At 35.0% G+C, this 23733-nt stretch carries 15 protein-coding genes and 1 tRNA gene; 13 read left to right on the plus strand and 3 right to left on the minus strand.

From position 1 onward, the window contains the following. Positions 1 to 22 precede the first annotated feature (22 nt). Positions 23 to 98, minus strand: a tRNA-His gene (locus tag ABFR62_02610). Between the two features lie 232 nt (positions 99 to 330). Between ABFR62_02610 and ABFR62_02615 the strand changes: the two genes are divergently transcribed. The 8 genes from ABFR62_02615 (at position 331) to efp (ending at position 11308) form a co-directional block, all read left to right on the plus strand. After that, positions 331 to 2757: a DUF5916 domain-containing protein gene (locus ABFR62_02615; GenBank protein MEN8137301.1), complete on the plus strand. Its 2427-nt coding sequence runs from the start codon at positions 331 to 333 to the stop codon at positions 2755 to 2757. Between the two features lie 228 nt (positions 2758 to 2985). Further along, a complete protein-coding gene (locus tag ABFR62_02620; GenBank protein ID MEN8137302.1) occupies positions 2986 to 5421 on the plus strand; it encodes a DUF5916 domain-containing protein in 2436 nt (811 codons plus the stop codon). A gap of 74 nt (positions 5422 to 5495) precedes the next feature. Then, positions 5496 to 6158 carry a hypothetical protein gene (locus ABFR62_02625; GenBank protein MEN8137303.1) on the plus strand — a complete coding sequence of 221 codons (663 nt, stop codon included), beginning with the start codon at positions 5496 to 5498 and terminating at the stop codon, positions 6156 to 6158. Between the two features lie 22 nt (positions 6159 to 6180). Continuing rightward, positions 6181 to 7371 carry a tRNA 2-thiouridine(34) synthase MnmA gene (gene mnmA / locus ABFR62_02630; GenBank protein ID MEN8137304.1) on the plus strand — a complete coding sequence of 397 codons (1191 nt, stop codon included), beginning with the start codon at positions 6181 to 6183 and terminating at the stop codon, positions 7369 to 7371. A 110-nt stretch (positions 7372 to 7481) separates the two neighbouring features. Beyond that, positions 7482 to 8516 (plus strand): UDP-3-O-(3-hydroxymyristoyl)glucosamine N-acyltransferase, encoded by a 1035-nt coding sequence (gene lpxD / locus ABFR62_02635; GenBank protein ID MEN8137305.1) that lies wholly within the window; start codon positions 7482 to 7484, stop codon positions 8514 to 8516. 9 nt (positions 8517 to 8525) lie between these two features. Continuing rightward, on the plus strand, positions 8526 to 9917 hold the full coding sequence (locus ABFR62_02640; GenBank protein MEN8137306.1) for a bifunctional UDP-3-O-[3-hydroxymyristoyl] N-acetylglucosamine deacetylase/3-hydroxyacyl-ACP dehydratase: 1392 nt from the start codon (positions 8526 to 8528) through the stop codon (positions 9915 to 9917). 24 nt (positions 9918 to 9941) lie between these two features. Next, complete coding sequence (gene lpxA, locus ABFR62_02645; GenBank protein MEN8137307.1) at positions 9942 to 10727, plus strand: acyl-ACP--UDP-N-acetylglucosamine O-acyltransferase; 786 nt, start codon at positions 9942 to 9944, stop codon at positions 10725 to 10727. Positions 10728 to 10741: 14 nt separating this feature from the next. Next, a complete protein-coding gene (efp, locus tag ABFR62_02650) occupies positions 10742 to 11308 on the plus strand; it encodes an elongation factor P (protein MEN8137308.1) in 567 nt (188 codons plus the stop codon). Between the two features lie 52 nt (positions 11309 to 11360). Here the strand turns inward: efp and murF are convergent, their stop codons facing one another. Beyond that, on the minus strand, positions 11361 to 12617 hold the full coding sequence (murF, locus tag ABFR62_02655) for a UDP-N-acetylmuramoyl-tripeptide--D-alanyl-D-alanine ligase (GenBank protein MEN8137309.1): 1257 nt from the start codon (positions 12615 to 12617) through the stop codon (positions 11361 to 11363). 133 nt (positions 12618 to 12750) lie between these two features. Next, the gene (gene gldJ / locus ABFR62_02660; GenBank protein MEN8137310.1) at positions 12751 to 14430 is read right to left on the minus strand and encodes a gliding motility lipoprotein GldJ; all 1680 of its coding nucleotides are present in this window, start codon (positions 14428 to 14430) and stop codon (positions 12751 to 12753) included. A gap of 489 nt (positions 14431 to 14919) precedes the next feature. On the opposite strand from gldJ, the gene porU reads away from it, so the two are divergent. From porU to ABFR62_02685, 5 genes are all read left to right on the plus strand, one after another. Beyond that, a complete protein-coding gene (porU, locus tag ABFR62_02665) occupies positions 14920 to 18690 on the plus strand; it encodes a type IX secretion system sortase PorU (protein MEN8137311.1) in 3771 nt (1256 codons plus the stop codon). A gap of 32 nt (positions 18691 to 18722) precedes the next feature. Beyond that, the gene (gene porV / locus ABFR62_02670; GenBank protein ID MEN8137312.1) at positions 18723 to 19898 is read left to right on the plus strand and encodes a type IX secretion system outer membrane channel protein PorV; all 1176 of its coding nucleotides are present in this window, start codon (positions 18723 to 18725) and stop codon (positions 19896 to 19898) included. 150 nt (positions 19899 to 20048) lie between these two features. Continuing rightward, positions 20049 to 20531 (plus strand): cytidine deaminase, encoded by a 483-nt coding sequence (gene cdd, locus ABFR62_02675; protein MEN8137313.1) that lies wholly within the window; start codon positions 20049 to 20051, stop codon positions 20529 to 20531. A gap of 302 nt (positions 20532 to 20833) precedes the next feature. Continuing rightward, positions 20834 to 21826, plus strand: coding sequence for a pyruvate dehydrogenase (acetyl-transferring) E1 component subunit alpha (gene pdhA, locus ABFR62_02680; protein MEN8137314.1), 993 nt, complete (start codon positions 20834 to 20836; stop codon positions 21824 to 21826). A gap of 98 nt (positions 21827 to 21924) precedes the next feature. Further along, positions 21925 to 23499 carry a 2-oxo acid dehydrogenase subunit E2 gene (locus ABFR62_02685; protein MEN8137315.1) on the plus strand — a complete coding sequence of 525 codons (1575 nt, stop codon included), beginning with the start codon at positions 21925 to 21927 and terminating at the stop codon, positions 23497 to 23499. Positions 23500 to 23733 lie beyond the last annotated feature (234 nt).

The following is a 23733-nucleotide window of genomic DNA, read 5'->3' on the forward strand; positions in this document are numbered from 1 at the left end:
ATATGTATGTTTAAAGAACTTAGGGTGAAAGACCGGTCTCGAACCGGCGACCTCCGGAACCACAATCCGGCGCTCTAACCAACTGAGCTACAATCACCATTTGTTTAGCGGATGCAAATGTAGTTTAATCCCACTTATCTGCCAAATAAAATTATTGATTTTTTATCCTGTTTGTATAAGGTATTTTTCGATACTTTAATTACCTGAAATTTAAGATGTTTTGTCTTTTGAATTTGATTAAGTCTTAATGTTTAACATTATTTTAAGTAAAATGAATTCATATTAGCGTTAATTTTATCTCGCCAAAAATCACTCTTATTATAAGTACATATGCGTCAAATACTGATTATATTTATATTGTTTTACTCTTCTGTTATTTTAGCTAATGATAATCAGGCTAAGGATAAGAAAATTCTAATTACCTCCAGGATTGATGCTCCTCCTTCAATTGATGGTAAATTAGATGAAAGTATTTGGGAGCAGTCAGATAAAGCATCTAATTTTTTAATGAGAGATCCCGGTGACGGGACTCCTGAGCGTCAATCGCAACGCTCAGTTGTATACGTTTTATATGATGATGCTGCGATTTATATCGGGGCAAAGCTTTATGATGCCGAACCGGATAAAATTCTTAAGGAACTGGGAGAACGTGATGATTATCTAAGAAATACTGATTATTTTAATGTGTCAATAAATCCTTATAATGATGGACAGCAGGTCTTTAATTTTGTGGTTTTAGCTTCTGGAGTGCAGCTGGATTATAAATATTTGTCCGGTGAATATGATGGAAGCTGGAATGCAGTCTGGGACAGTGAAGTAGTAATTGATGAAAATGGCTGGACAGTTGAAGTGAAAATTCCATATTCTGAGTTGCGATTTCCTGAAAAGGACGAACAGGTATGGGGATTGAACTTTTATAGATCTATAAAAAGGTTAAATGAAGAGTATAGCTGGAATTATATAGATAAATCGGTTGGAGATTTTGCTCAGCATTATGGTGAGTTGCACGGGATAAAAAATATAGTACCTCCAACAAGGTTGAGTTTTATGCCCTATGTTTCGGGGTATGTAGACGATAATAACGGAAAGGCAAATTTCAGTTATAATGCCGGGATGGATTTAAAATACGGGATAAATGAGAGTTTCACTTTAGATATGACCCTAATTCCGGATTTTGGACAAACAACTTATGATGAACAAATTTTAAACCTTAGCCCCTTTGAGGTAATGTATGGTGAAAACAGGCAGTTTTTTAATGAGGGAACTGAGTTGTTCGGAAAAGGAAATCTGTTTTATTCCAGAAGGATTGGCGGAGTTCCAACTAAATATTATGAAGTGGAAGATGAAATCAACTTAGATGAAAAAGAAATACTAACTAACCCTGCCAAAACACCACTTCTCAATGCAACAAAAGTTTCCGGAAGAACAAAAGGAGGTTTGGGAATAGGTGTATTTAATGCCATAACTAATAAGTCGATTGCTAAAATCAGGGATTTAGAATCAGGGAATATTGAAGAAATAGAAACTGAACCTCTGGCAAATTATAATGTATTTGTTCTGGATCAGCGGTTTAACGGTAATTCCTCTGTATCGTTTATCAATACCAATGTTATGCGTAGTGGTGAGTTCAGAGATGCAAATGTTAGTGGATTGTTGTTTGATATTTCCAATAAAGCAAACTCTTATAAAGTTTTTGGACAAGGAAAATTCAGTTATATAAAACCATTACCCGATAGTACAAAACAGGGGTTTCAAACCCAGTTAGGATTCGCAAAGACGAAAGGTAAGTTTAGATTTGATCACGCCACCAGACTAACCAGTGAAAATTACGACAATACAGATTTGGGATATATGCGATACAGTAATATTTGGGAGATAGACACCGATATTTCTTATCAAATCTTTGAACCAACTGACAGGTTTAATTCTTATAGATTGAATTTTGGAATATATCACGACAGACAGTTTGATCCTGATCATTTTATAAAGGTTGATCTGGCTTTAAGTGCAAGATTTACAACTTTAAAATTCTTTTCCTTTGGAGGACATATAAGGGTTTCTCCGGTCGATAAATATGATTTTTATGAACCAAGAGCCGAAGACCGTTTTTTAATTATACCACCAAATATTCAGGTAATTTCGTGGATTTCTACCGATAGCAGGAAAAAAATTGCAATAGAGACTGTTGTAGGGGTTGGTCATACACCTGAATGGGATAAGAACTGGATATTTATGGAAGTTGAATCAAGGTACAGAGTGAATGACAGGTTTGCTTTGGAATTAGGATTGAACCGTTTTCTTGTTAAAAATGATATAGGTTGGGTAGATGAACTAGGTAATGATGATATTGTTATGGGGATAAGAGATCAAAAGAATTTGGTGACTTCTTTAGGGAGTGCATTTACCTTTAATAATAAAATGTCTATGGGGTTGAGTTTCAGGCATTATTGGGCTGATATTGAGTATAGTGGGTTTAGTTTGCTTAACAATGATGGAAGATTGTCTGATGTTGATTACGATGTAAATCACGATACTACATTTAACTCCTGGAATGTTGATTTAAGTTACTCATGGTGGTTTGCTCCGGGAAGTCAGGTTACTGTTTTGTATAGGAATTCTTTATTGTCGGATAATGAAGTATCCGGATTAAACTATTTGGAGAACATTGAAAGGATGTTCGAAGATTCTCCGCAGAATGTGCTGTCTGTTAAATTAGTATATTACCTCGATTATAATGTAATTAAAAATATCTTTTAAACAGACTGTTTTCATTGTTATTTTTGATCAATAATCATCAAAATGTTACATCTCTTCTTTTGGAAGTACCTAATATATTGTTAGAGAATTTTGCTTGGTTGTTGTGTAGTGTGCATGTTTTCAGGTTGTTGCATTGTATGGTTTCGTTTTTTTAACGTTTCGTTAAGTTAAATCAGTCTAAATAAATATTATCTTCGTGTCGCTGACAAAATCTTATTATTTGACTATATGCGATCGAGGATTTTAATACTTATTATGTTCAATACTTTTGTTGTATTTGGTAATTCTGACCCTGCAAAGAAGATGAAGATATTAAAAACAACAAGAGTTGAAATCCCACCTTCAATTGATGGAAAACTGGGCGAAAGTGTATGGCAACAGTCCGAAAAAGCTTCTAATTTTGTAATGTTCACTCCCGAAGACGGAACTCCCGAAAGAGAGGCTCAACTTTCGGTTGTTTATGTATTGTATGATGATGAAGCTTTATATGTTGGAGCGAGATTATATGATGATAACCCGGACGAAATACCAAAGGAACTTGGTGACCGTGATGATTATTTTGATAGAAATACAGATTTTTTTGCTGTAAACATAAATCCTTACAACGACGGTCAACAAAATTTTAATTTCATAGTAACGGCTGCCGGAGTTCAGGGTGATGATAAATGGATTTTGGGTGCGCCCGGACCTGACATAACATGGAATGCTGTTTGGGATAGCAGTGTGGCTATTGACGAAGAGGGGTGGACAGTTGAAATAAAAATACCATACTCGGAGCTGCGATTTCCCGATGGGGAGAAACAGGTTTGGGGACTGAATTTCTTCAGGATGAAAAAAAAACATGGAGAGTTTTATTCCTGGAGCTATGTTGACAGAGCAGTTGGAGAATGGTTACAACACAATGGCGAATTGCACGGAATTCAGGATATAGAACCTCCAACCAGATTGAGTTTTATGCCATATATCTCCGGCTATGTTGATGATTCTGAAGGTGAATCTAATTTCAGTTATAGTTTAGGAATGGATCTTAAATATGGGATAAACGAAAGTTTTACCCTGGATATGACTCTGATTCCTGATTTTGGACAAACAACTTTCGATGAACTTGTATTAAATCTGGGGCCTTTTGAGGTTAGATACGATGAAAACAGACAGTTTTTTACCGAGGGAACTGAGTTGTTTGGGAAGGGGAATCTGTTTTATTCCAGAAGGATTGGGGGAATACCCTCAAAATATTACAATGTGGAAAATGATACAGATCCGGATGCAAAAGAAGTTTTATCAAACCCTTCAAAAACACCACTTTTGAACGCAACAAAAGTTTCCGGAAGAACTAAAGGTGGTTTGGGTATTGGTGTATTTAATGCTGTTACCAATAAAACAGTTGCGAAAATCAAAGATTTGGAGTCAGGAGAGACAAAGAAAGTTGTTACGGAACCTATTGCAAATTATAATGTGTTTGTGCTGGATAAACGTTTCAATAGTAATTCGTCTGTGTCGCTGGTTAATACAAATGTGACACGCAGCGGAGAATTCAGGGATGCAAATGTAACAGGTTTGTTATTCGATCTGGCGAACAAAGCAAACTCTTATAAAATTTTTGGAGAAGGAAAGTACAGTCATATCGTTCCGGAGCCCGACAGTATTAAGGGAGGGTTTCAGTCTTCATTGGGCTTTGCCAAAACAAAGGGTAAGTTCAGGTTTAATCACGTTACAAGGCTCACTGATGAAAATTACGATATAACGGATTTGGGTTTTATGACATATAGAAATATATGGGAGATTGATACTGAATTTTCATATGAGATTTTTGAGCCGGTTAAGAATTTTAATAATTACCGATTTAGCTTAGGTGTACATCACGACAGGCAGTTTGCTCCCGATCATTTTATAAAACTCGAGATGTTACTTCGAGTAAATGCCCAGACCAGAGGTTTTTTTTCTTTCGGTGGTGGTATTTGGACCTCCGTTCTCGATAAATATGATTTTTATGAGCCGAGAGTCAAGGGTAGGTATTTGTTAATTCCTCCAGCGTATAACATTTATGGTTGGATTGAAACCGATGGGCGAAAGAAGTTTGCTATAGGTTCATTTATGGGAGGCGGGCAAAACAGATTTTGGGATAAAAGTTGGTTCTTTTTTGGGGTTAGTCCGAGGTTTAGATTTAATGATAAGCTTAGCCTGGAGATGGAAATATTCCGGGAAACTGCAAAAAATGATGTCGGATGGGTGAATGAGCTCGATAACAGCGATATAATAATGGGGATAAGGGATAAAAGAAATTTAACCGTTTCTCTGGGAGGAACCTTTACTTTCAACAATAAAATGTCGATGAGTCTTAAATTCAGACATTATTGGGATAATCTTAAATACAATGATTTTAAGAAGCTAACCGATAATGGAGGTTTGTCTGATATTGATTACGATGAAAACCATGATACAACTTTTAACTCCTGGAATGTAGACCTGAGTTATTCATGGTGGTTTGCTCCGGGAAGTCAGGTGTCTGTATTGTATAGAAACTCATTATTGTCAAGTCTTGATATGTCCGGATTTAGCTATTTTGAAAACTTCGAAAATATGTTCCATGACCATCCACAAAATGTACTGTCAGTTAAACTTGTTTACTATTTAGACTACAATAGTATAAAGAATATATTCTAGTTTCATCCGGGATTGTTATTACTTTGAATTTATTGAATTATTGTATATTTGCATGCTATTTTAATTCAATTTACATGAATAAGATTCTTTTAATTACAGCCTTATTAACCCAATTTGTATTCGGGTATTCCCAGAACAATATCAATGAATTTGACAATAATGGCAAACGTCATGGTGAATGGGCAAAAAAATATGATAATTCGGAACAGATCAGGTTTTCCGGTCAGTTTAATCATGGAATAGAAGTTGGTGTTTTTAATTTCTACAGTAAGAGTGGTCTCTTAATTGCTGTGAAGTCATACAAATCCAATACCGGTATTTGTAATGCAAAACTATATAATTCGAATAAACAGATAACTGCCGAAGGTGACTTTGACGGGAAGGAAAAAGTAGGATTGTGGAAATATTACAGTGCTGATGGTTATTTGCTGATGACTGAAAATTATAAACAGGGAAAACTTGAGGGTAAGAAAAGCACTTTTTTTAAAGATGGATCCCTGGCGGAAGTTGAAAATTTTAAGAATAACTTGTCCCATGGTAAGTTTATGAGATTTACCGCTGATGGAAATAAAACTGCAGAGCTAAATTATGAATATGGTCTTTTACAGGGTGAAGGAAAATACTTTAATGTGGATGGTAAGATAGTTATGTCGGGAAATTATAAAGATGATAAGAAAGTTGGAGAGTGGAAGCACTATGAAAATGGTAAAGTAATTAGGACAGAATATTTTGATTAGCGGAAAGATAAAAGGTAATATTATGCAAAAGAAAGTGGTTGTAGGACTTTCCGGAGGAGTTGATTCCAGTGTGGCCGCCTATGTTTTAAAAAAGCAGGGCTATGATGTGATAGGTGTATTTATGATAAACTGGCATGATACGTCTGTTACAATTTCTGATGAATGTCCATGGTTAGAAGATTCTAATGATGCAATGATGGTTGCCGATAAATTGGGTATACCTTTTCAGGTAGTGGATTTGAGCGAAAAATACCATGATAAGGTGGTTGATTATATGTTTAGCGAATACGAAAAAGGTAGAACTCCAAACCCTGACGTACTTTGTAACAGGGAAATCAAATTTGCTGAGTTTATGGATGTCGCTATGGATTTAGGAGCAGATTATGTTGCTACCGGCCACTATGCCCGAAAAGAAGAAGAAGTTATCAACGGAGAAAAGGTTTATAGGTTGATGGCCGGAAAAGATAATAATAAAGACCAGTCATATTTTCTTTGTCAATTATCCGGAGAACAGTTGGCCAAATCTCTTTTTCCAATTGGAGAAATGACAAAGCCTGAGGTTAGGGAAATTGCAAAAGAACTTGATTTAATTACTGCGGATAAAAAGGACTCACAGGGAATTTGTTTTGTAGGTAAAGTGAAATTGCCCGATTTCCTTAAACAGCAACTAAAACCCAAAGAAGGAAATATAGTTGAGATTTTGCGTGATAGCAAGGTTTATTCTTCCGATAAAAATAGTTTTAAGGATAAAGAAGAAGAGCTTAAGTTTTTAGCTACAAGATATATTTATAAAGAAGAAGATGGTGAAGTTGTAGGAAAACATCAGGGGGCACATTTTTTTACCAAGGGACAAAGAAAAGGTCTTGGTGTTGGGGGTAAAGTAGAACCGCTTTTTGTTATTGAAACTGATGTTGTAAGTAATACTGTATATACCGGACAAGGACATTCTCATCCCGGCTTATTGCGTAAGGCACTTTTTATATCAAACGATGAATTACACTGGGTAAGAGAAGATCTTAGGTTAAAACAGAGAGAAACTCTTGAGGTTGAGGCGCGAATCAGATACAGACAACCCCTTCAAAAAGCCAGGTTATATAAAGTAGAAAGTGGATTGTATATCGAATTTGATCAATTTCAGTCAGCTATTTCCGAGGGGCAGTTTGCCGCCTGGTATCTAGGAGAAGAATTGATTGGATCAGGTGTAATTAGTTAGTTTCTTTCATAGGTGCAAATAATAATATATATATATTAACTTTTTGGATACCTTTTGTGTAATTCTCAAATTTGTTACATCATGCAAATAATTTTATTACTTTTGCGCTAATGAATTTTACAGCCACTGACATAGCAGGAATCCTCCATGGGGAAATTGAAGGAAATCCGGAAGTAACAGTCAATAATTTAGCAAAAATAGAGGAGGGGAAACCCGGAACTCTTACGTTTTTGTCTAATCCCAGGTATACTCCTTATATATATTCTACAAATTCATCTATAGTAATTGTAGAAAAGAATTTCAAGGCAGAAAAAGAAGTAAATGCAACATTGATTCGCGTTGATGATCCTTATAAGTCATTTTCTACTTTATTGGAGTTTTATAACCAGGTAAAGCAAAATAAATCGGGAATAGAGAGCCCGGTATTTATATCAGATTCTGCTAAATTTGGAGAAGATTCTTATATAGGCGCTTTTTCGCATATAGGAAATAATGTTGTAATTGGAGATAATGTAAAAATATATCCTAATGTGTCTATTGGGGATAACACAGTGATAGGGGATAATTCTATATTATTTTCAGGTGTGAAAATTTATTCTGAAACGGAAATAGGAAATAATTGTACAATACATTCAGGTACGGTAATTGGTTCTGATGGTTTTGGTTTTGCACCTAGCTCGGGAAGTGAATATTCAAAAATTCCCCAGATAGGGAATGTTATCATTGAAGACTATGTAGAAATTGGGGCTGCATCAACAATTGATAGGGCAACATTAGGTTCTACAATCATCAGAAAAGGAGTTAAGTTGGATAATCAAATACAAATAGCTCACAATGTTGAGATTGGCCAAAATACAGTAATCGCAGCGCAGACAGGAATTGCGGGTTCTTCAAAAATTGGAGAAAACTGTATGATTGGTGGTCAGGTTGGTATTGTCGGGCATATTACGATTGGTAACAACGTGAAAATAGCAGCTCAATCCGGTATTAATTCAAGTATTGAGGATAATATTACCATACAGGGATCGCCGGCCATGCCAATAAACGATTTTTATAAATCGTACGTTTATTTCAGAAAGTTTCCTGAAATAGTAACGAGACTAAGTAAATTAGAAAGCAAGCAATTAAATAATATAGAGAATTAACCAATAATTATGAGTCAGAAGCAGAAGACTTTGAAAGCACCAGTGTCTCTTACTGGGGTGGGTCTCCATACGGGAACCATGGTGACAATGACCTTTAATCCTGCTCCCGAAAATCACGGATTCAAATTTATGAGAACTGATTTGGAGGGAAGTCCTATAATTGAAGCAGATGCAAATTATGTGACGAATACGCAGAGAGGTACTGTACTAGAGAAAAAAGGAGTAAAAGTATATACAACGGAGCACGTTTTAGCAGCATTGGTTGGATTAGATCTAGATAATGTTTTGATTGAAATGGATGGCCCTGAACCTCCAATAAAAGATGGTTCATCAATCCAGTTTATTGAGGCAGTTGAAACAGTAGGTGTCAAAGAACAAGATGCAGAACGTGAATATTTTGAAATTAAGGAAGTTGTTTCTTATACTGATCCTACCACCGGAAGTGAAATAATAGCAATGCCTTCTGATGATTTTTCCATTACAACCATGGTTGATTTTGGAACTAAAGTACTTGGAACTCAAAATGCAACTTTAAATAGTCTCTCAAGTTTTAGAGATGAAATTGCAAATTCAAGAACTTTCTCTTTTTTACACGAACTGGAAATGTTGTTAGATAGTGGACTAATTAAGGGAGGGGACCTTAATAATGCTATTATTTATGTAGATAAGGAGATTTCGGAAGATACTTTGAATAAGCTTAAAAAAGTATTTAATAAGGAAAATGTCACTGTAAACCCAAATGGTATACTTGATAACCTGACTTTACATTATCCAAATGAGGCTGCCAGACACAAGTTGTTAGATGTTGTTGGTGATTTAACTCTTGTTGGAAAAAGAATTAAAGGAAAGATTATTGCTAATAAACCGGGGCACTTTGTCAATACACAGTTTGCCAAAAAATTAGCAAAGATTATTAAGATCGAAAAACGAAATAAAATTCCAAAATTCGATCTTAATGCCGAGCCTTTGATGGATGTTACAAAAATAATGAGCTTTTTGCCGCACAGACCTCCATTTTTGTTAGTTGATAAAATTATCGAATTATCTAAAAATCATGTGGTAGGGTTGAAGAATGTGACAATGAACGAACCTTTTTTTACAGGTCATTTTCCCGGAGCACCTGTTATGCCAGGAGTTTTGCAAGTTGAGGCAATGGCTCAGGCTGGTGGGATCCTAATACTAAATACGGTACCGGATCCTGAAAATTATTTGACATACTTCATGAAGATAGATAATGTTAAATTTAAACAAATGGTACTTCCAGGAGATACTTTAGTGTTTAAGATGGAGCTGTTATCACCAATTAGAAGAGGGATTTGTCATATGCAGGGTTATGCCTACGCTAATAATAAATTAGTAATGGAAGCTGAATTAATGGCTCAAATAGCTAAAAAGAAATAAATTTTATTCAACACACACAAAGATATGAATCAACCATTAGCATATGTTCACCCCGGTGCGAAGATCGCTTCCAATGTGGTTATTGAACCTTTTACAACTATACATAAAAATGTTGAAATAGGAGAGGGAACATGGATTGGATCTAATGTAACAATAATGGAAGGTGCCCGCATCGGTAAAAATGTGAGAATTTTTCCGGGAGCAGTTATTTCCGCAATCCCTCAAGATTTAAAATTTGAGGGTGAAGATTCTTTGGTAAAAATAGGAGATAATACAACTATTAGAGAAAATGTTACAGTAAACCGTGGAACAAGTGCCTCAGGAGAAACAGTAGTAGGCGAAAATTGTTTGGTCATGGCAAATGTACATGTTGCTCATGATTGTATATTAGGAAATTACTCTATTCTTGTAAATAATGTAGCTTTGGCCGGACATGTTGTTGTTGGAGAGTTTGCCATTATAGGTGGTCAATCGGCAGTGCATCAATTTGTGCATATTGGAGAACATGCAATGATATCAGGAGGTACATTAGTGAGAAAAGATATTCCTCCATTTACAAAAGCAGGAAAAGAGCCTGTTTCGTTTATAGGTATTAATTCTATAGGGTTGAGACGTAGGGGATTTGATTCTACTAAGATTCATGAAATACAGAGTATTTATAGAATATTATTTCAAAAGAAAAACAATACCACTCAGGCTTTACAGGTAATAGAGGCTGAGTTAGAAGCAACACCCGAAAGAGATCAAATAGTTACCTTTATCAGAGAGTCTCAAAGGGGGATAATGAAAGGATATAATCAGAAATTATAATATAATAAAATAAGATGGCTAGTACTTCAGATATTAGAAATGGTCTATGTATTCGTTTTAATAACGATATATATAAAGTTGTTGAATTTCAACATGTAAAACCTGGAAAAGGTCCTGCTTTTGTTAGAACAAAAATTAAAAGCCTGACCACCGGAAAAGTTCTTGACAATACAATTCCTGCCGGTCATAAAATTGAAACAGTAAGAGTTGAAACCAGAAGTTATCAATTCTTATATAACGACGATCAGGGTTATCACTTTATGAACATGGAAGATTACAATCAGATATTTCTTCAAGCTGAGATAATTGATGCACCTGAGTTGTTAAAAGAAGGTCAGAATGTAACTATTGTTTTTAATAGTGAGGATGAATCTCCTTTAACGTGTGATTTACCGTCACATGTGATATTAGAAATTAAATCAACTGAACCTGGTATAAAAGGAAATACAGCTACTAATGCTACAAAGCCTGCAATACTTGAAACCGGAGCAAATATTAATGTGCCATTGTTCATTAATGAAGGTGACAAAATAAAAATTGACACGGTAAAAGGTGCTTACATGGAAAGAATTAAAGAATAAATATATATTTCTTTCTTTAATATTCAAGAGTCCCTAAATGGGACTCATTTTTTTACCCCAAAATCTTTTCCATTGCCATTCCTCTAGACCCTTTTATCAGAATTGTTGAGTTTGAAAGTGTATCAAAAATTCCTGACTCTATAAACTCAGAAGTAGTTTCGAAATATGTAAATTTAGAAAGCTTATTTTTTGAGAATTCTTTTCCCAGTAAAATTACTTTGTCAATATCTGTCACTTCAATTTCAGCTGAAAGTGCACTGTGTTCTTTTTCTGAATATTCTCCCAGCTCAAACATATCACCCAATATAACAACCTTATAATCAGAATTCATATCTGCAATGTTTTTTATTGCAGCGCGCATGCTGGAAGGGTTGGCGTTATATGCATCCAGTATTATAGTATTTCCGTTTTTTTCGACAATTTGCGATCGGTTGTTTGTAGGTTGATATTCTTCTATAGCGTTTTTAATCTTTTCTTTGTCAACGTTGAAATACTCACCAACCGAAATAGCAAACCTTATATTTTGGAAATTATAACTGCCTACCAGTTTAGATTTAATTAGCAATCCGTTGTTGTTTACTACTACAAAAGGATTTGCTCCTTCGAAATAGATTTTATCAGATAAGAAACTCTTTTTGTTGTTTTCTGTTTGTTTTATCTGAATGTCATCATCAGAATTGACAAATACAGTTCCTCCTGTACTCAATAAGTATTGATAAAGTTCACTTTTGGCTTTTATAACCCCCTCAAAACTTCCAAATCCTTCAAGATGAGCTTTGCCGAAGTTTGTAATATATCCGTATTCGGGCATTGCAATTTTGCATAAATCTGCTATTTCACCCTGATGGTTGGCTCCCATCTCCACGATGGCCATATCGTTTTCAGGTTTTATACTGAGTAGGGTCAGAGGAACGCCAATATGATTATTGAGGTTACCTTCTGTTGCTATTGTATTGTATTTTTTAGATAATACCTGATATAAAAGTTCCTTTGTTGTTGTTTTTCCGTTGGATCCTGAAATACCTATGAAAGTAGCTTTTAATTGTTTTCTGTGATAATTGGCGAATTTTTGTAGAAAACTCAAAACGTCTTCAACAATAAAAGTTTTCCCTTTAATGTAATATTCTTTTTCATCAATTACAGCGATTTCTGCACCAGCTTCTATTGCTTTATTAACAAATTTATTTCCGTTAAAGTTTTCTCCTTTCAAAGCAAAGAAAATACTGCCTTGTTCAATTGTTCTGGTGTCAGTTGAAACTTTGTACGTCTTTTTATATGTCCGGTATAGTTCTTTTAGTGAAATACTCATGTTGAAGTGAAATACTATTTAGTTTAAAGGATGATTGTAAAAGTAGTATTTTAATTATCTATAAAATAATTACGGGGTGAATATCTTTAAAACAGATATGCACCCCGTAATTTTATATTATAGAAATAAGACTTTATCTATGATATGGAGTCTTTTTTTCTTTAGCCTGACTACCAACTCTATCCATGGCACATCTAAATCCAATGAAGTTTGTTGCCATATCCTGTTGAAGGAAGTTTCTTTGTGCAGGATCTAACCAATAAACTCTATCAGCCCATGACCCACCTTTATAAACTCTTACCTTATCGTTTATTAAAGAAGTTCTGCCTGCTGTTTTATCGTATGATCTTACTAAATTGCCTTCAGTATCAACTTTTACAATATTTTGCGGAGAATTATACATGTTTCCTGAAGCTCCTTCTACCTCATTAGGGTTTTCCTGATATTGTTTACTGGATTCTAAATCACCATCACTATAATTAATATTGTTAGATTGACTATAGTTAGTTCTCATGTATGTATCATCATCACCAACAGGAACCATAGCAATATCACCCGGAAGTTTGTGAGCTATTAGAGTACCATCACTTAAAGTATCATAAGGAATTGCTTCATCACCAATAATTGAAGTAGCCCCATTTTCGTCAATAGCTTTTTTCTCAAAAACATTACCACGGTAATAGCTAAAGTCGTTAGCATCGTCATCGATAACAGGACGATAAACATCCGCAACCCATTCTGCAACGTTTCCAGCCATATCATATAAACCAAAATCATTTGGAGGATATGATTTTACCTGATTTGTAATATCTGCACCATCGTTCGACCATCCGGCTATACCTTTATAATCACCTCTACCTGCTTTAAAGTTGGCAAGTAAATCACCTTTAGATCTTTTTTGTTGAGATTTAGCAGATTTACCATTCCATGGGAACTTCTTTCTACCTTTGATAGTGTTAAACTCTCTGTTACCTACCAGTGAAAGAGCAGCATATTCCCATTCTGCTTCGGTTGGTAGTCTGTATTTAGGTAGTAATAAACCATCTTCACGTGTTACATGACGACCTTCAAAATCACCTTTTGTATCTTCGTCAGGAGAGTAGTCAGGTAATCCTTTTCTGTATACTTCCTGATCTTTATCTTTAAAAACTAAGCTCGGGTCTTCTAAATATGTATTGGTGTTAAAATTATTCTCACCAATTACTATCTTATCTTTTGATCCATTAACATCATTAAGTACACCTTGATTAATTAAGATATCTTCGTTTACACGATCAGTTCTCCATTCAGCATACTTCGTAGCCTGGATCCAGTTTACCCCAACAACAGGATAAGCGTTATAGGCAGGGTGTCTCAAATAGTTGTTTACAAATACTTCGTTAGCACCCAAACGATTTCTCCATACTAATGTATCGGGAAGGGCAGATGCGTAAATGTATTTGTAATTAGTTTCCGATGGAGGGAACACTCTGTTTAACCAGTAAAGATATTCTCTGTAGTTTATGTTTGTTACCTCGGTTTCATCCATATAAAAAGAACGCACATGCTGTTTTGTTGGAGAGTTGTTCCAATCATGCATGAAGTCATCCTGAACACGTCCCATGGTGTATGATCCTCCTTCAATAAAAACCAGTCCCGGACCGGTTTCCTGTTCAGAGTAATTGGTGTTTGCTTGGAAACCACCATTCTTTGCATCATTTATTTTCCATCCGGTAGCACTTGATTCATTCTTGCCACCACAAGCAAATAACATCGACACAGTAACTGTAAGCAATGATAAGTTGCGTAGACTAGATCTGTACAATTGTTTCATGTGTATTAAGTTTTTTTTCATAGGTCAAACCTTTCTTTGCATTAGCTTTCTTCCTCTTCATGATCGTAAAGACATGCTAACACTACGTCTTAAGAAAAACGTTGCTGTTTTGAACAATGCAATATACAATAATTCAAAAAAAATCAACTATAAAATTCAATTTCAGAGATTTTTTTTTGAGCCTTGTATCGTGCATGTTTTCAATGAGTTATGTTAGGTGTATAGGTGTGGATAATCAAAGTACTACATGTTTTTGTTGGAAAAATCCTATGCGTAGCAAAGCAAAACACCTTTTTTACCTCTAATTTTTTCGTTCTCATATATACAACGTAATATTTCTATTTTTATTTTCTTAACGGAGTTATAGAATTTTTATTGTTATTTTGCGTTTTAAGCGTAGGTTTGAAGTTTTGTAAATACAAACGGACATTTGTTACTTAACTAAATCACATATTATTTAATCATTTATCTGGTAAAAAGAACATCCATATGGCAAAGTACCTTTACTATATTTTATTATTATTTCCGGGGTTATTGCATGCACAGCTCAATGATGTTAATGTTTCATTGAATTGGGATTTTAATGAAATAACTAAAAAATATGAGATTGAAAGTGACAATCAATATATATATGAGGATTATTATTATATAAGGCTTTCTGAAAGGAATTATTTGTCGAAGTTGAACTTTGAATTATTTGATTTTCATTTTTTAGATATTGATAGTTCAGAAGTGCCTGATTCTTTGGATTTTGCCGAAAAGTTGGAATATAGTGTTAACTGGGCAAAAGGACGTAATGGCTGGGTTCCTACAATTAGAATGAAGCCACTGATAGATGATGAAGGTAATGCAAAGTTATTATCGTCTTTTAAATTAAAAGAAACTGTAGTAGTAAGTAAGAGGTTCGAAGAACTTGATTCAAAGTTTACATCAAATAGTGTATTGTCCGACGGTAATTGGGTAAAACTTTCAATTGATAAAAGTGGAGTTTATAAGATAGATAATTCCTTAATGGGAGAAATAGCTTCTAAATTAGGGATTGGTATGAGTGAAATTGATCCTAGAAATATTGCAATTTATGGGCAAAGGGGGTCAAGGTTACCTGAGGTAAATTCCGATTATAATTCTGATGATCTTAAGGAATTGGCAATAGAGGTTTTTGGTGAGGATGATGGAGTTTTTAGTAATGAAGATTACCTTGTCTTTTATGCTGAAGGCGCTATCGGCCAGAAGGTTGATGTTTCTACAGCCAGATTGTCACATGTTGTTAATACATATACAGATAATACCTTTGTATTTATTACTGTAAAAGGTGTAAAAGGGAAACGAATAGAGAAGTTGAGCTATGTTTCCGGAGATCCTACAATGATCGTAGATACATATAATAGTTTCGCTTACCATGAATTGGAAGAGGTTAACTTTATTCAAAGTGGACAAATGTGGTTTGGCGAAAGATTGGAGCGTAATCCAAATCTATCGATTAAATTTGATTTTCCTGATAGGGTAGTCGATCGGGGTTTTTATGTAGAAACGGCTATAGGAGTTCATCCCGAAACCTATATGCGACTCGGAGTAAAAGCAAATGGTTCTGATTTGTATACCTTTAACTTTGGTGTGGATGATGAATATTATACTACGAAAAAGAATAGTAATTCAAATTCCTCAAAAGAATCTATTGATATTGATTTTAGTTTTTCTAACGGCGGAGAAGGAGAGTGTTTGTTAGATTATATAGAAGTAAATGCAATAAGTAAACTTGTTGCCAATAATAAACAATATTCTTTTCGAAATGTTGAAGCAATAAGTAATATGGTGTCGGAATATAGAATTTCTAATCCTTCATTGCTTTCAGATGTCTGGAATATTACTAATCCTTTATCTCCAAAAAAAGTTGAGCTAAGTACATCTTCAGGTTATTCGTCATTTAAGGAAGATTCAGGAGGTTTGGAAGAGTATCAACTTATAGTTAGCGGGGATTATTATTCACCTGAAGTTGTTTCGAGAATAGAAAATCAAAATTTACATTCACATAGTGCAGTTGATTATCTGATAATAACACATAATTCATTGCATGACTCAGCTGAGAAATTAGCCGCTTTTCACAGGGGGAGAGGCCTGGAGGTATCTGTAATAGACGTAGAAGATATCTATAACGAATTCAGTGCCGGGAGACAGGATTTGGTGGCGATAAGGCAGTTTGTTAAAATGGTTTATGAAAAAGGTGGAATGCCGTCAAAGCTAAAGTATTTGTTGATGTTTGGTGATTCAAGTTATGATTTTAAGAACAGAATAGAGAATAATACTAATTTGGTTCCTGCATATCAGGCTTATATAAGTACATCGAAATCTTTGTCCTTTGTAAGTGATGATTATTTTGGATTTATGGATGATCATGAAGGTGGAGAAATTAGCGGTAGTGATTTGATTGATATTGCTATTGGACGTATTCCTGTGATGACTGATGAAGAAGGAAATGATGTAGTACGAAAGATAGAAGAATATTCATCTTCATCATCTTTCGGTGATTGGAGGAATAAAGTTCAATTAATTTCCGATGACTATAAGATTAACAAGGGAAGTGATTGGGAAATTAACTTAATTAAGGATACCGAAAAGCTCTCTGACTGGTTGAGTGATAGAGATTCTAAAATAAATCATCAGAAGGTATATCTCGACAGTTACAAAATAGAAAGAACATCGGGGGGGAATACCTATCCTCAGGCACATCTGGATTTTATGCAAAATGTGCAAACAGGTAATCTGGTAACGAATTTCTTTGGGCATGGTAGTGAAACCAAGTGGACAGGTGAAGGTTTGTTTAATATTGATGATGTAGAAAAATTTTCGAACATAAATAATTTGCCTTTATTTATTACTATTACTTGTGAATTCTCTCGTTATGATAATCCTGCTATTTATTCGGGAGGTGAGAAGTTAATGACATATAAAGATGGAGGAGGAGTAGGTTTGATTTCAACTACAAGAGAAATGAGTGCGGGTTCAGGTAATAATATTAACAGACTTCTATTTAGTTATTTGTTTCCTGAAAACACAGAAGATTATAAGACAATTGGAGAGGTTTTAATGTTGACGAAAAACATGTACCCTTCAGGGATTTCCAAGCGTATAGTTTCTCTTCTGGGTGATCCGGCATTAATGCTTGCTTATCCAAAAAAAGAAATTAAGGTGAACTCAATCAATTATAATGATGTTGAGAGTACAGATTCAATCACTATTATGTCGATGATGAAAGTACATATCGAAGGCGAGATTAATTATAATGGTCAGAAAGATACGGGGTTCAATGGAGTTGTTTATCCGCTATTTTATGATAAAAGACAATATTTGGAGTCTTTTGATAATAATAATGTGGGGAAAAAAGTCCCGTTTTGGGTGCAGAATAATGTAATATATAATGGAACTTCTTCTGTAGTAGACGGAGATTTTGTTATGGAATTTGTTGTTCCGAAGGATATCAATTTCTCTTATGGAAAAGGGAAATTGTCTTTTTATGCTGTGTCGGATAAATGTGATGCTTCAGGAGGTAATTCAGATGTTATTGTTGGGGGAATAGATGTTACACAGGCGATAGATTCTGAAGGGCCATCTATGGATCTGTATATGAATAATGAATTTTTTGATGATGGTGGAATCACTAATTCCAGTCCTGTATTTATAGCAGATTTAGAAGATGAATCAGGAATAAACACTGTCGGTAATGGAATTGGTCATGATTTGAAAATGTTATTGACTTCAGAAAACATCGGGCAGGAGATTATTTTAAATGAGTATTATGTTTCCAAAATTGATGACTTTTCTAAAGGAAAGGTTACTTATCAATTATTGGGACTGGATCCGGGACAGTATAAGATTGAATTTATAGCATGGGATGTTTTTAACAATTCTTCGACCGGGCAATTACATTTTACAGTTAAGGATGATGATGAAATGGTAATTAGTAATACCTATAATTATCCTAATCCTTTTCCGGATAAAACTACCTTTAAATTCTCTCATAATAAGCCTAATGAGGCTTTATCGACAATGATTGAAATATATACGATATCGGGTGCTTTAGTAAAAACTTTAGTTCAATACAATAATTATGATGGTTTTGTAGTTAATGATATTGTTTGGGAAGGAAAATCAGATAGTGGGGCACTGTTGCCAACAGGCACCTATATTTATAAGATTAGCACTATAGGCGAAGATGGCAGTTCGTCGAATCAAGTAGTGAATAAATTAATGATAATTCGATAATATTTAACATATTTGCACAAAATAAATATAAAATGCGTAACCTTAATAAACTAATAGTATTTGCCGTCTTGGTAATTTTTACAAACGGCGTAAATGCTCAAGATAATCCGATAATAACTGCAGCTCCTTTTTTAACAATCACGCCAGATGCTAAGGCAGGTGCAATGGGAGATGTTGGTGCGGCAAGTTCTCCGGATGTTTACTCTCAGTATTGGAATCCTGCAAAATATATTTTTTCGGAAAATAATTCCGGAATAGGTATTTCCTATACTCCCTGGTTGAATGAATTGGTAAGTGATATTTTTGTCGGTTATGTTTCCGGGTACTATAAAATAAACGATCGTAGTGCATTAGGTTCTAGTTTGAGATACTTTGGTTTGGGTGAAATTCAACTGACAGATGATACAGGTTTGGGGTTGGGAAGTATTAATCCCAATGAATTTTCGTTTGATATTTCTTATGCACTAAAACTTGATGACAGGTTTTCAATGGCCGTAGGATTGAGATATATACAAAGTAATATAGCTTCGGCAGGAGGATACAACAGTGCAGATGATGTTGGTCCGGGAAGGTCTGTAGGAGTAGATATAGCAGGATATTATAATTCGAAAGAGTATAAGTACAAAGATTTCGACGGTCAATGGACTTTTGGGTGGAATGTGTCTAATATAGGTCCTAAAATGGCTTATAATAAAAACTCTGAAGATGAATATTTTATACCTACGAATTTGAGGTTTGGAGCAGGCTATAAGTTTAAATTTGATCAATATAATGTATTAAATATTTCTGTTGATGCTAACAAGTTACTTGTACCTACACCACCGATTTATTCTGAAGATAATCCGGAAGAAATTGTAGCGGGTAAGGATCCTAATGTAGGAGTTATTCAGGGAATATTTCAATCATTTAATGATGCTCCGGACGGTTTTAGTGAAGAAATGAAAGAGATAGCATGGGCATTTGGAGCGGAGTATATATATGATGATACTTTTGCTTTACGCGGAGGGTATTTTCATGAGGATATAACAAAAGGAGCAAGACAATATGCTACAATTGGATTTGGATTTAATTACAATGCTATTGGATTAGATTTTTCTTATCTGATATCTACAAGTCAGGTAAAAAGTCCGTTAGAGAATACTCTAAGATTTTCATTAACTCTTGATTTAGGTTCATTTGATCTTTTGGGAGAAGAAATTGACGAATAAATATGACAAATATATTTCTTTGGAGCTTGTCCAAGGAATTCTGATAGTTGATTATAAAGACACTCTATGGCTATAGAGTGTTTTTTTATTGTATTTATATTTAGAGTAATTATAAATAGTTAATTTTGTGTTTCATTATTCACTTAAGTTATGAAAGAGATAAAATTTTCGGCCAAGTTTAATGAATTTGAGGATAGAGAAGATCTTGATGTAGCTAATAAGAAGCTAATGGATCTGGCTATTGAGGCCAGAGACAGGTCATATTCTCCTTATTCAAAATTTAGTGTTGGCGCAGCAGTGCTTTTGGAAAACGGAGAAATTGTTACCGGTAATAATCAGGAGAATGCTGCATATCCCTCTGGTATGTGTGCCGAAAGGGTGGCTATTTGGACGGCATCAGCTATGTATCCTGAAGTAAAAGTTTTGAAATTAGCCCTTTCAGGTAAGTCGAGGTTGAAAGTGGTAAATACACCTGTATCGCCTTGTGGAGCTTGCCGTCAGGTTTTAAGTGAGTATGAAGTAAAACAAGGGTCGGATATAGAAATTTATTTTACGGGTGAATTTGGAAAGGTTATAAAAACCGATTCTGTAAAAGATCTTTTACCATTTAGTTTTGATGGTAGCTTGGTATAGATAAGTGTAATTTTTCATATGTTTAAATTTTACATTAAGGTTATATGGAATCCCAAAATTTAATAATGTCGGTTGGTATAAGCCACTTTTATGGGATTTCATATGTATATAATTTAATGTTTTGGTCATATGGTATCCCCATAATATTCATGTTATTTGGTGTAAATGCTCGGTTTGCATGGGGATTTCATATTATATAAATTTATAATTAGGAATAAATAAGGGTGTTTCAATGTGGGAAGTTGAAATGTTACCGGGGCTTGGAAATATTTTTTTGGAAAAAAGAGAATTTAAATTTGGGGATGAAAAAAATAACAAAGGAGACATATCTCAGTTGGTATAGGGATATGTTGTTATGGAGAAAATTTGAGGATAAAGCTTCTGCGCTTTACATACAACAAAAAATCAGAGGATTTCTACACCTCTATAATGGTCAGGAAGCTGTACTTGCAGGTTGTTTACATGCGATGGAAATTGGTACAGATAAAATGATTACTGCATATAGAAATCATGTTCAGCCAATAGGTTTGGGGGAAGATCCAAAAAAAATTATGGCGGAGATGCTGGGTAAGTCTACAGGAACATCTAAAGGTAACGGTGGATCGATGCACATGTTTTCGAAGGAGAAGGGTTTTTATGGAGGACATGGTATTGTAGGTGGTCAGATTCCTCTTGGAGCCGGACTTGCTTTTGCTGATAAATATTTTGACAGGAAAGCTGTTACCCTTACTTTTTTTGGAGATGGCGCTGCCCGTCAGGGAACTTTTCACGAAACATTAAATATGGCAATTAATTGGAAGTTGCCGGTAGTGTTTATTATTGAAAATAATCAGTATGCAATGGGTACTTCTGTTGCCCGAACATCTAACGTAACAGAGATGCACGAGATGGGTAATGGCTATAACATGCCAAATGAATCTGTTGACGGTATGGATCCTGTTGCAGTAGCAAAATCTGTATCAAAAGCTATGGAGAGAGCCCGTAAAGGTGACGGACCTACGCTTTTGGAAATAAAAACTTATCGTTACAAAGGTCACTCAATGTCTGATGCGCAGCATTATAGAACTAAAGAGGAAGTAGCAGAGTATCAAAAACTGGATCCGATTAATAAGGTACTTGAGGTAATCAGGGAAAATAAATATGCCACAGAAGAAGAAATTCATGCTATTAATGAATCTGTGAAAGATGAAATTAAGGAAATTGTGAAATTCGCAGAGGAATCACCGTTCCCTGATGATGGTGACCTTTATGCCGATGTGTACAAACAGGAAGATTATCCTTTCTTGATGAATTAAATTAGGTTCTTCGATTAAGTAATTAAATAATTTTACCCTTAATGATGGTTTCTGAGCAACGAAGGAGAAAGTCTAAGGGGAACGAATAAACAAGAACAATGGCTGAGATTGTTACAATGCCCCGTTTGAGTGATACTATGACAGAAGGAGTAGTAGCTCAATGGCATAAAAAAGTTGGAGATAAGATATCTGAGGGCGATGTGCTCGCCGAAATTGAAACAGATAAAGCAACAATGGAATTCGAATCTTTTCAGGAAGGAGTGTTGCTGTATATTGGTGTTCAGGAGGGTGAAGTTGCACCGGTTGACTCTCTATTGGCAATTCTTGGAGAAGAGGGCGAAGATGTTTCATCACTTATTTCAGGAGGAAGTTACGAATCGGTTGTAGTTAAGGAAGAAACAGTTGTAGAAGAGGCAGTAGGCGTAGCAGAACATTCTGAAGATTTGGATGTGGAAATAGTAAGAATGCCGCGTTTAAGTGATACGATGACTGAAGGAGTTGTGACTAAATGGCACAAGAAAGTGGGAGATAAGGTTACGGAAGGAGATATTTTAGCTGAAATTGAAACAGATAAAGCAACAATGGAGTTTGAGTCATTTCAGGAAGGAACTTTGCTTTATATAGGTGTTCAGGAAGGAGAAAATGCCCCGGTAGACTCTATTCTAGCAATTTTGGGAGAAGCCGGAACCGATGTTTCATCGGTAGTTAATTCTTCCGGAGATTTTGCAGCGAAAGAAAAAAATATAAAAGAAGAATCTAAAGTAGTACCTGTAAAAGCCGAAGTTCCTAAAAATGATGTTAAGCATACAAAAACATCTGATGGAAGGATTTTAGCTTCTCCATTGGCTAAAAAGCTCGCCGAGGATAAAGGAATTAAGCTTGAAAAAGTTTTTGGCACAGGCGAAGGCGGAAGAATAGTAAAAAGGGATATAGACAACTATGAAGAGTCAACTGTGGTAGAAACGGTTGTTGCTTCTTCTGTGTCTGAAGGAGTTAGCTATGAGGATGTCAAGGTTTCGCAAATGCGCAAAACTATAGCCCGCAGACTCATAGAGTCTAAAAACGAAGCACCTCATTATTATTTGGTAATTGAAATAGATATGGATCAGGCAATTGAGAACAGAAAAGCAATCAATAATATGCCTGATACAAAAGTATCGTTCAATGATATGGTAATTAAGGCTGCTGCAATGGCATTAAAGAAACATCCTAATGTAAATACAAGCTGGATGGGTGATAGTATCCGTTATAACAAGCAGGTTAATATTGGTGTAGCAGTAGCAGTAGAAGACGGACTTTTAGTACCGGTAATTAGACTTGCCGATACAAAGCAGTTGACTGCAATTTCAGCAGAGGTTAAAGATTTTGCCGAAAGAGCCAAGAGTAAAAAACTTATGCCGGAAGATTGGGAAGGAAGTACATTTACTATTTCAAACCTTGGAATGTTTGGGATAGAGGAGTTTACTTCAATTATCAATCAGCCTGATTCATCTATTTTATCTGTTGGAGCGATAATTCAGAAACCTGTAGTTAAAAATGGAGAGATTGTTGTTGGAAACACTATGAAGGTTACCATGGCAAATGATCACCGTACAGTAGACGGAGCTACGGGAGCAGCATTCCTGCAAACATTTAAAATGTATCTGGAAAATCCTGTTACAATGATTGCATAGTAATAGAAATAAATACTATTTAAAGCCTATCAATTTTTTTTGATGGGTTTTTTTATATGTCATTTTGATGTGAATTGGTAAAAGGAGGAAGATAATAGGCGAAAGATAAAAGATAAAAGGAGGAAGATAAAAGATAAAAGATGAAAGATGAAAGATGCTCTCATTATATTTTCAAAGTCTAGCGTTAATTAAAAGAATTTTAAAATAATAAAACTTACACCAGTAACGCCAATC

The sequence above is a fragment of the Bacteroidota bacterium genome, assembly GCA_039714315.1.
In the GTDB taxonomy this organism is placed as follows: domain Bacteria; phylum Bacteroidota; class Bacteroidia; order Flavobacteriales; family JADGDT01; genus JADGDT01.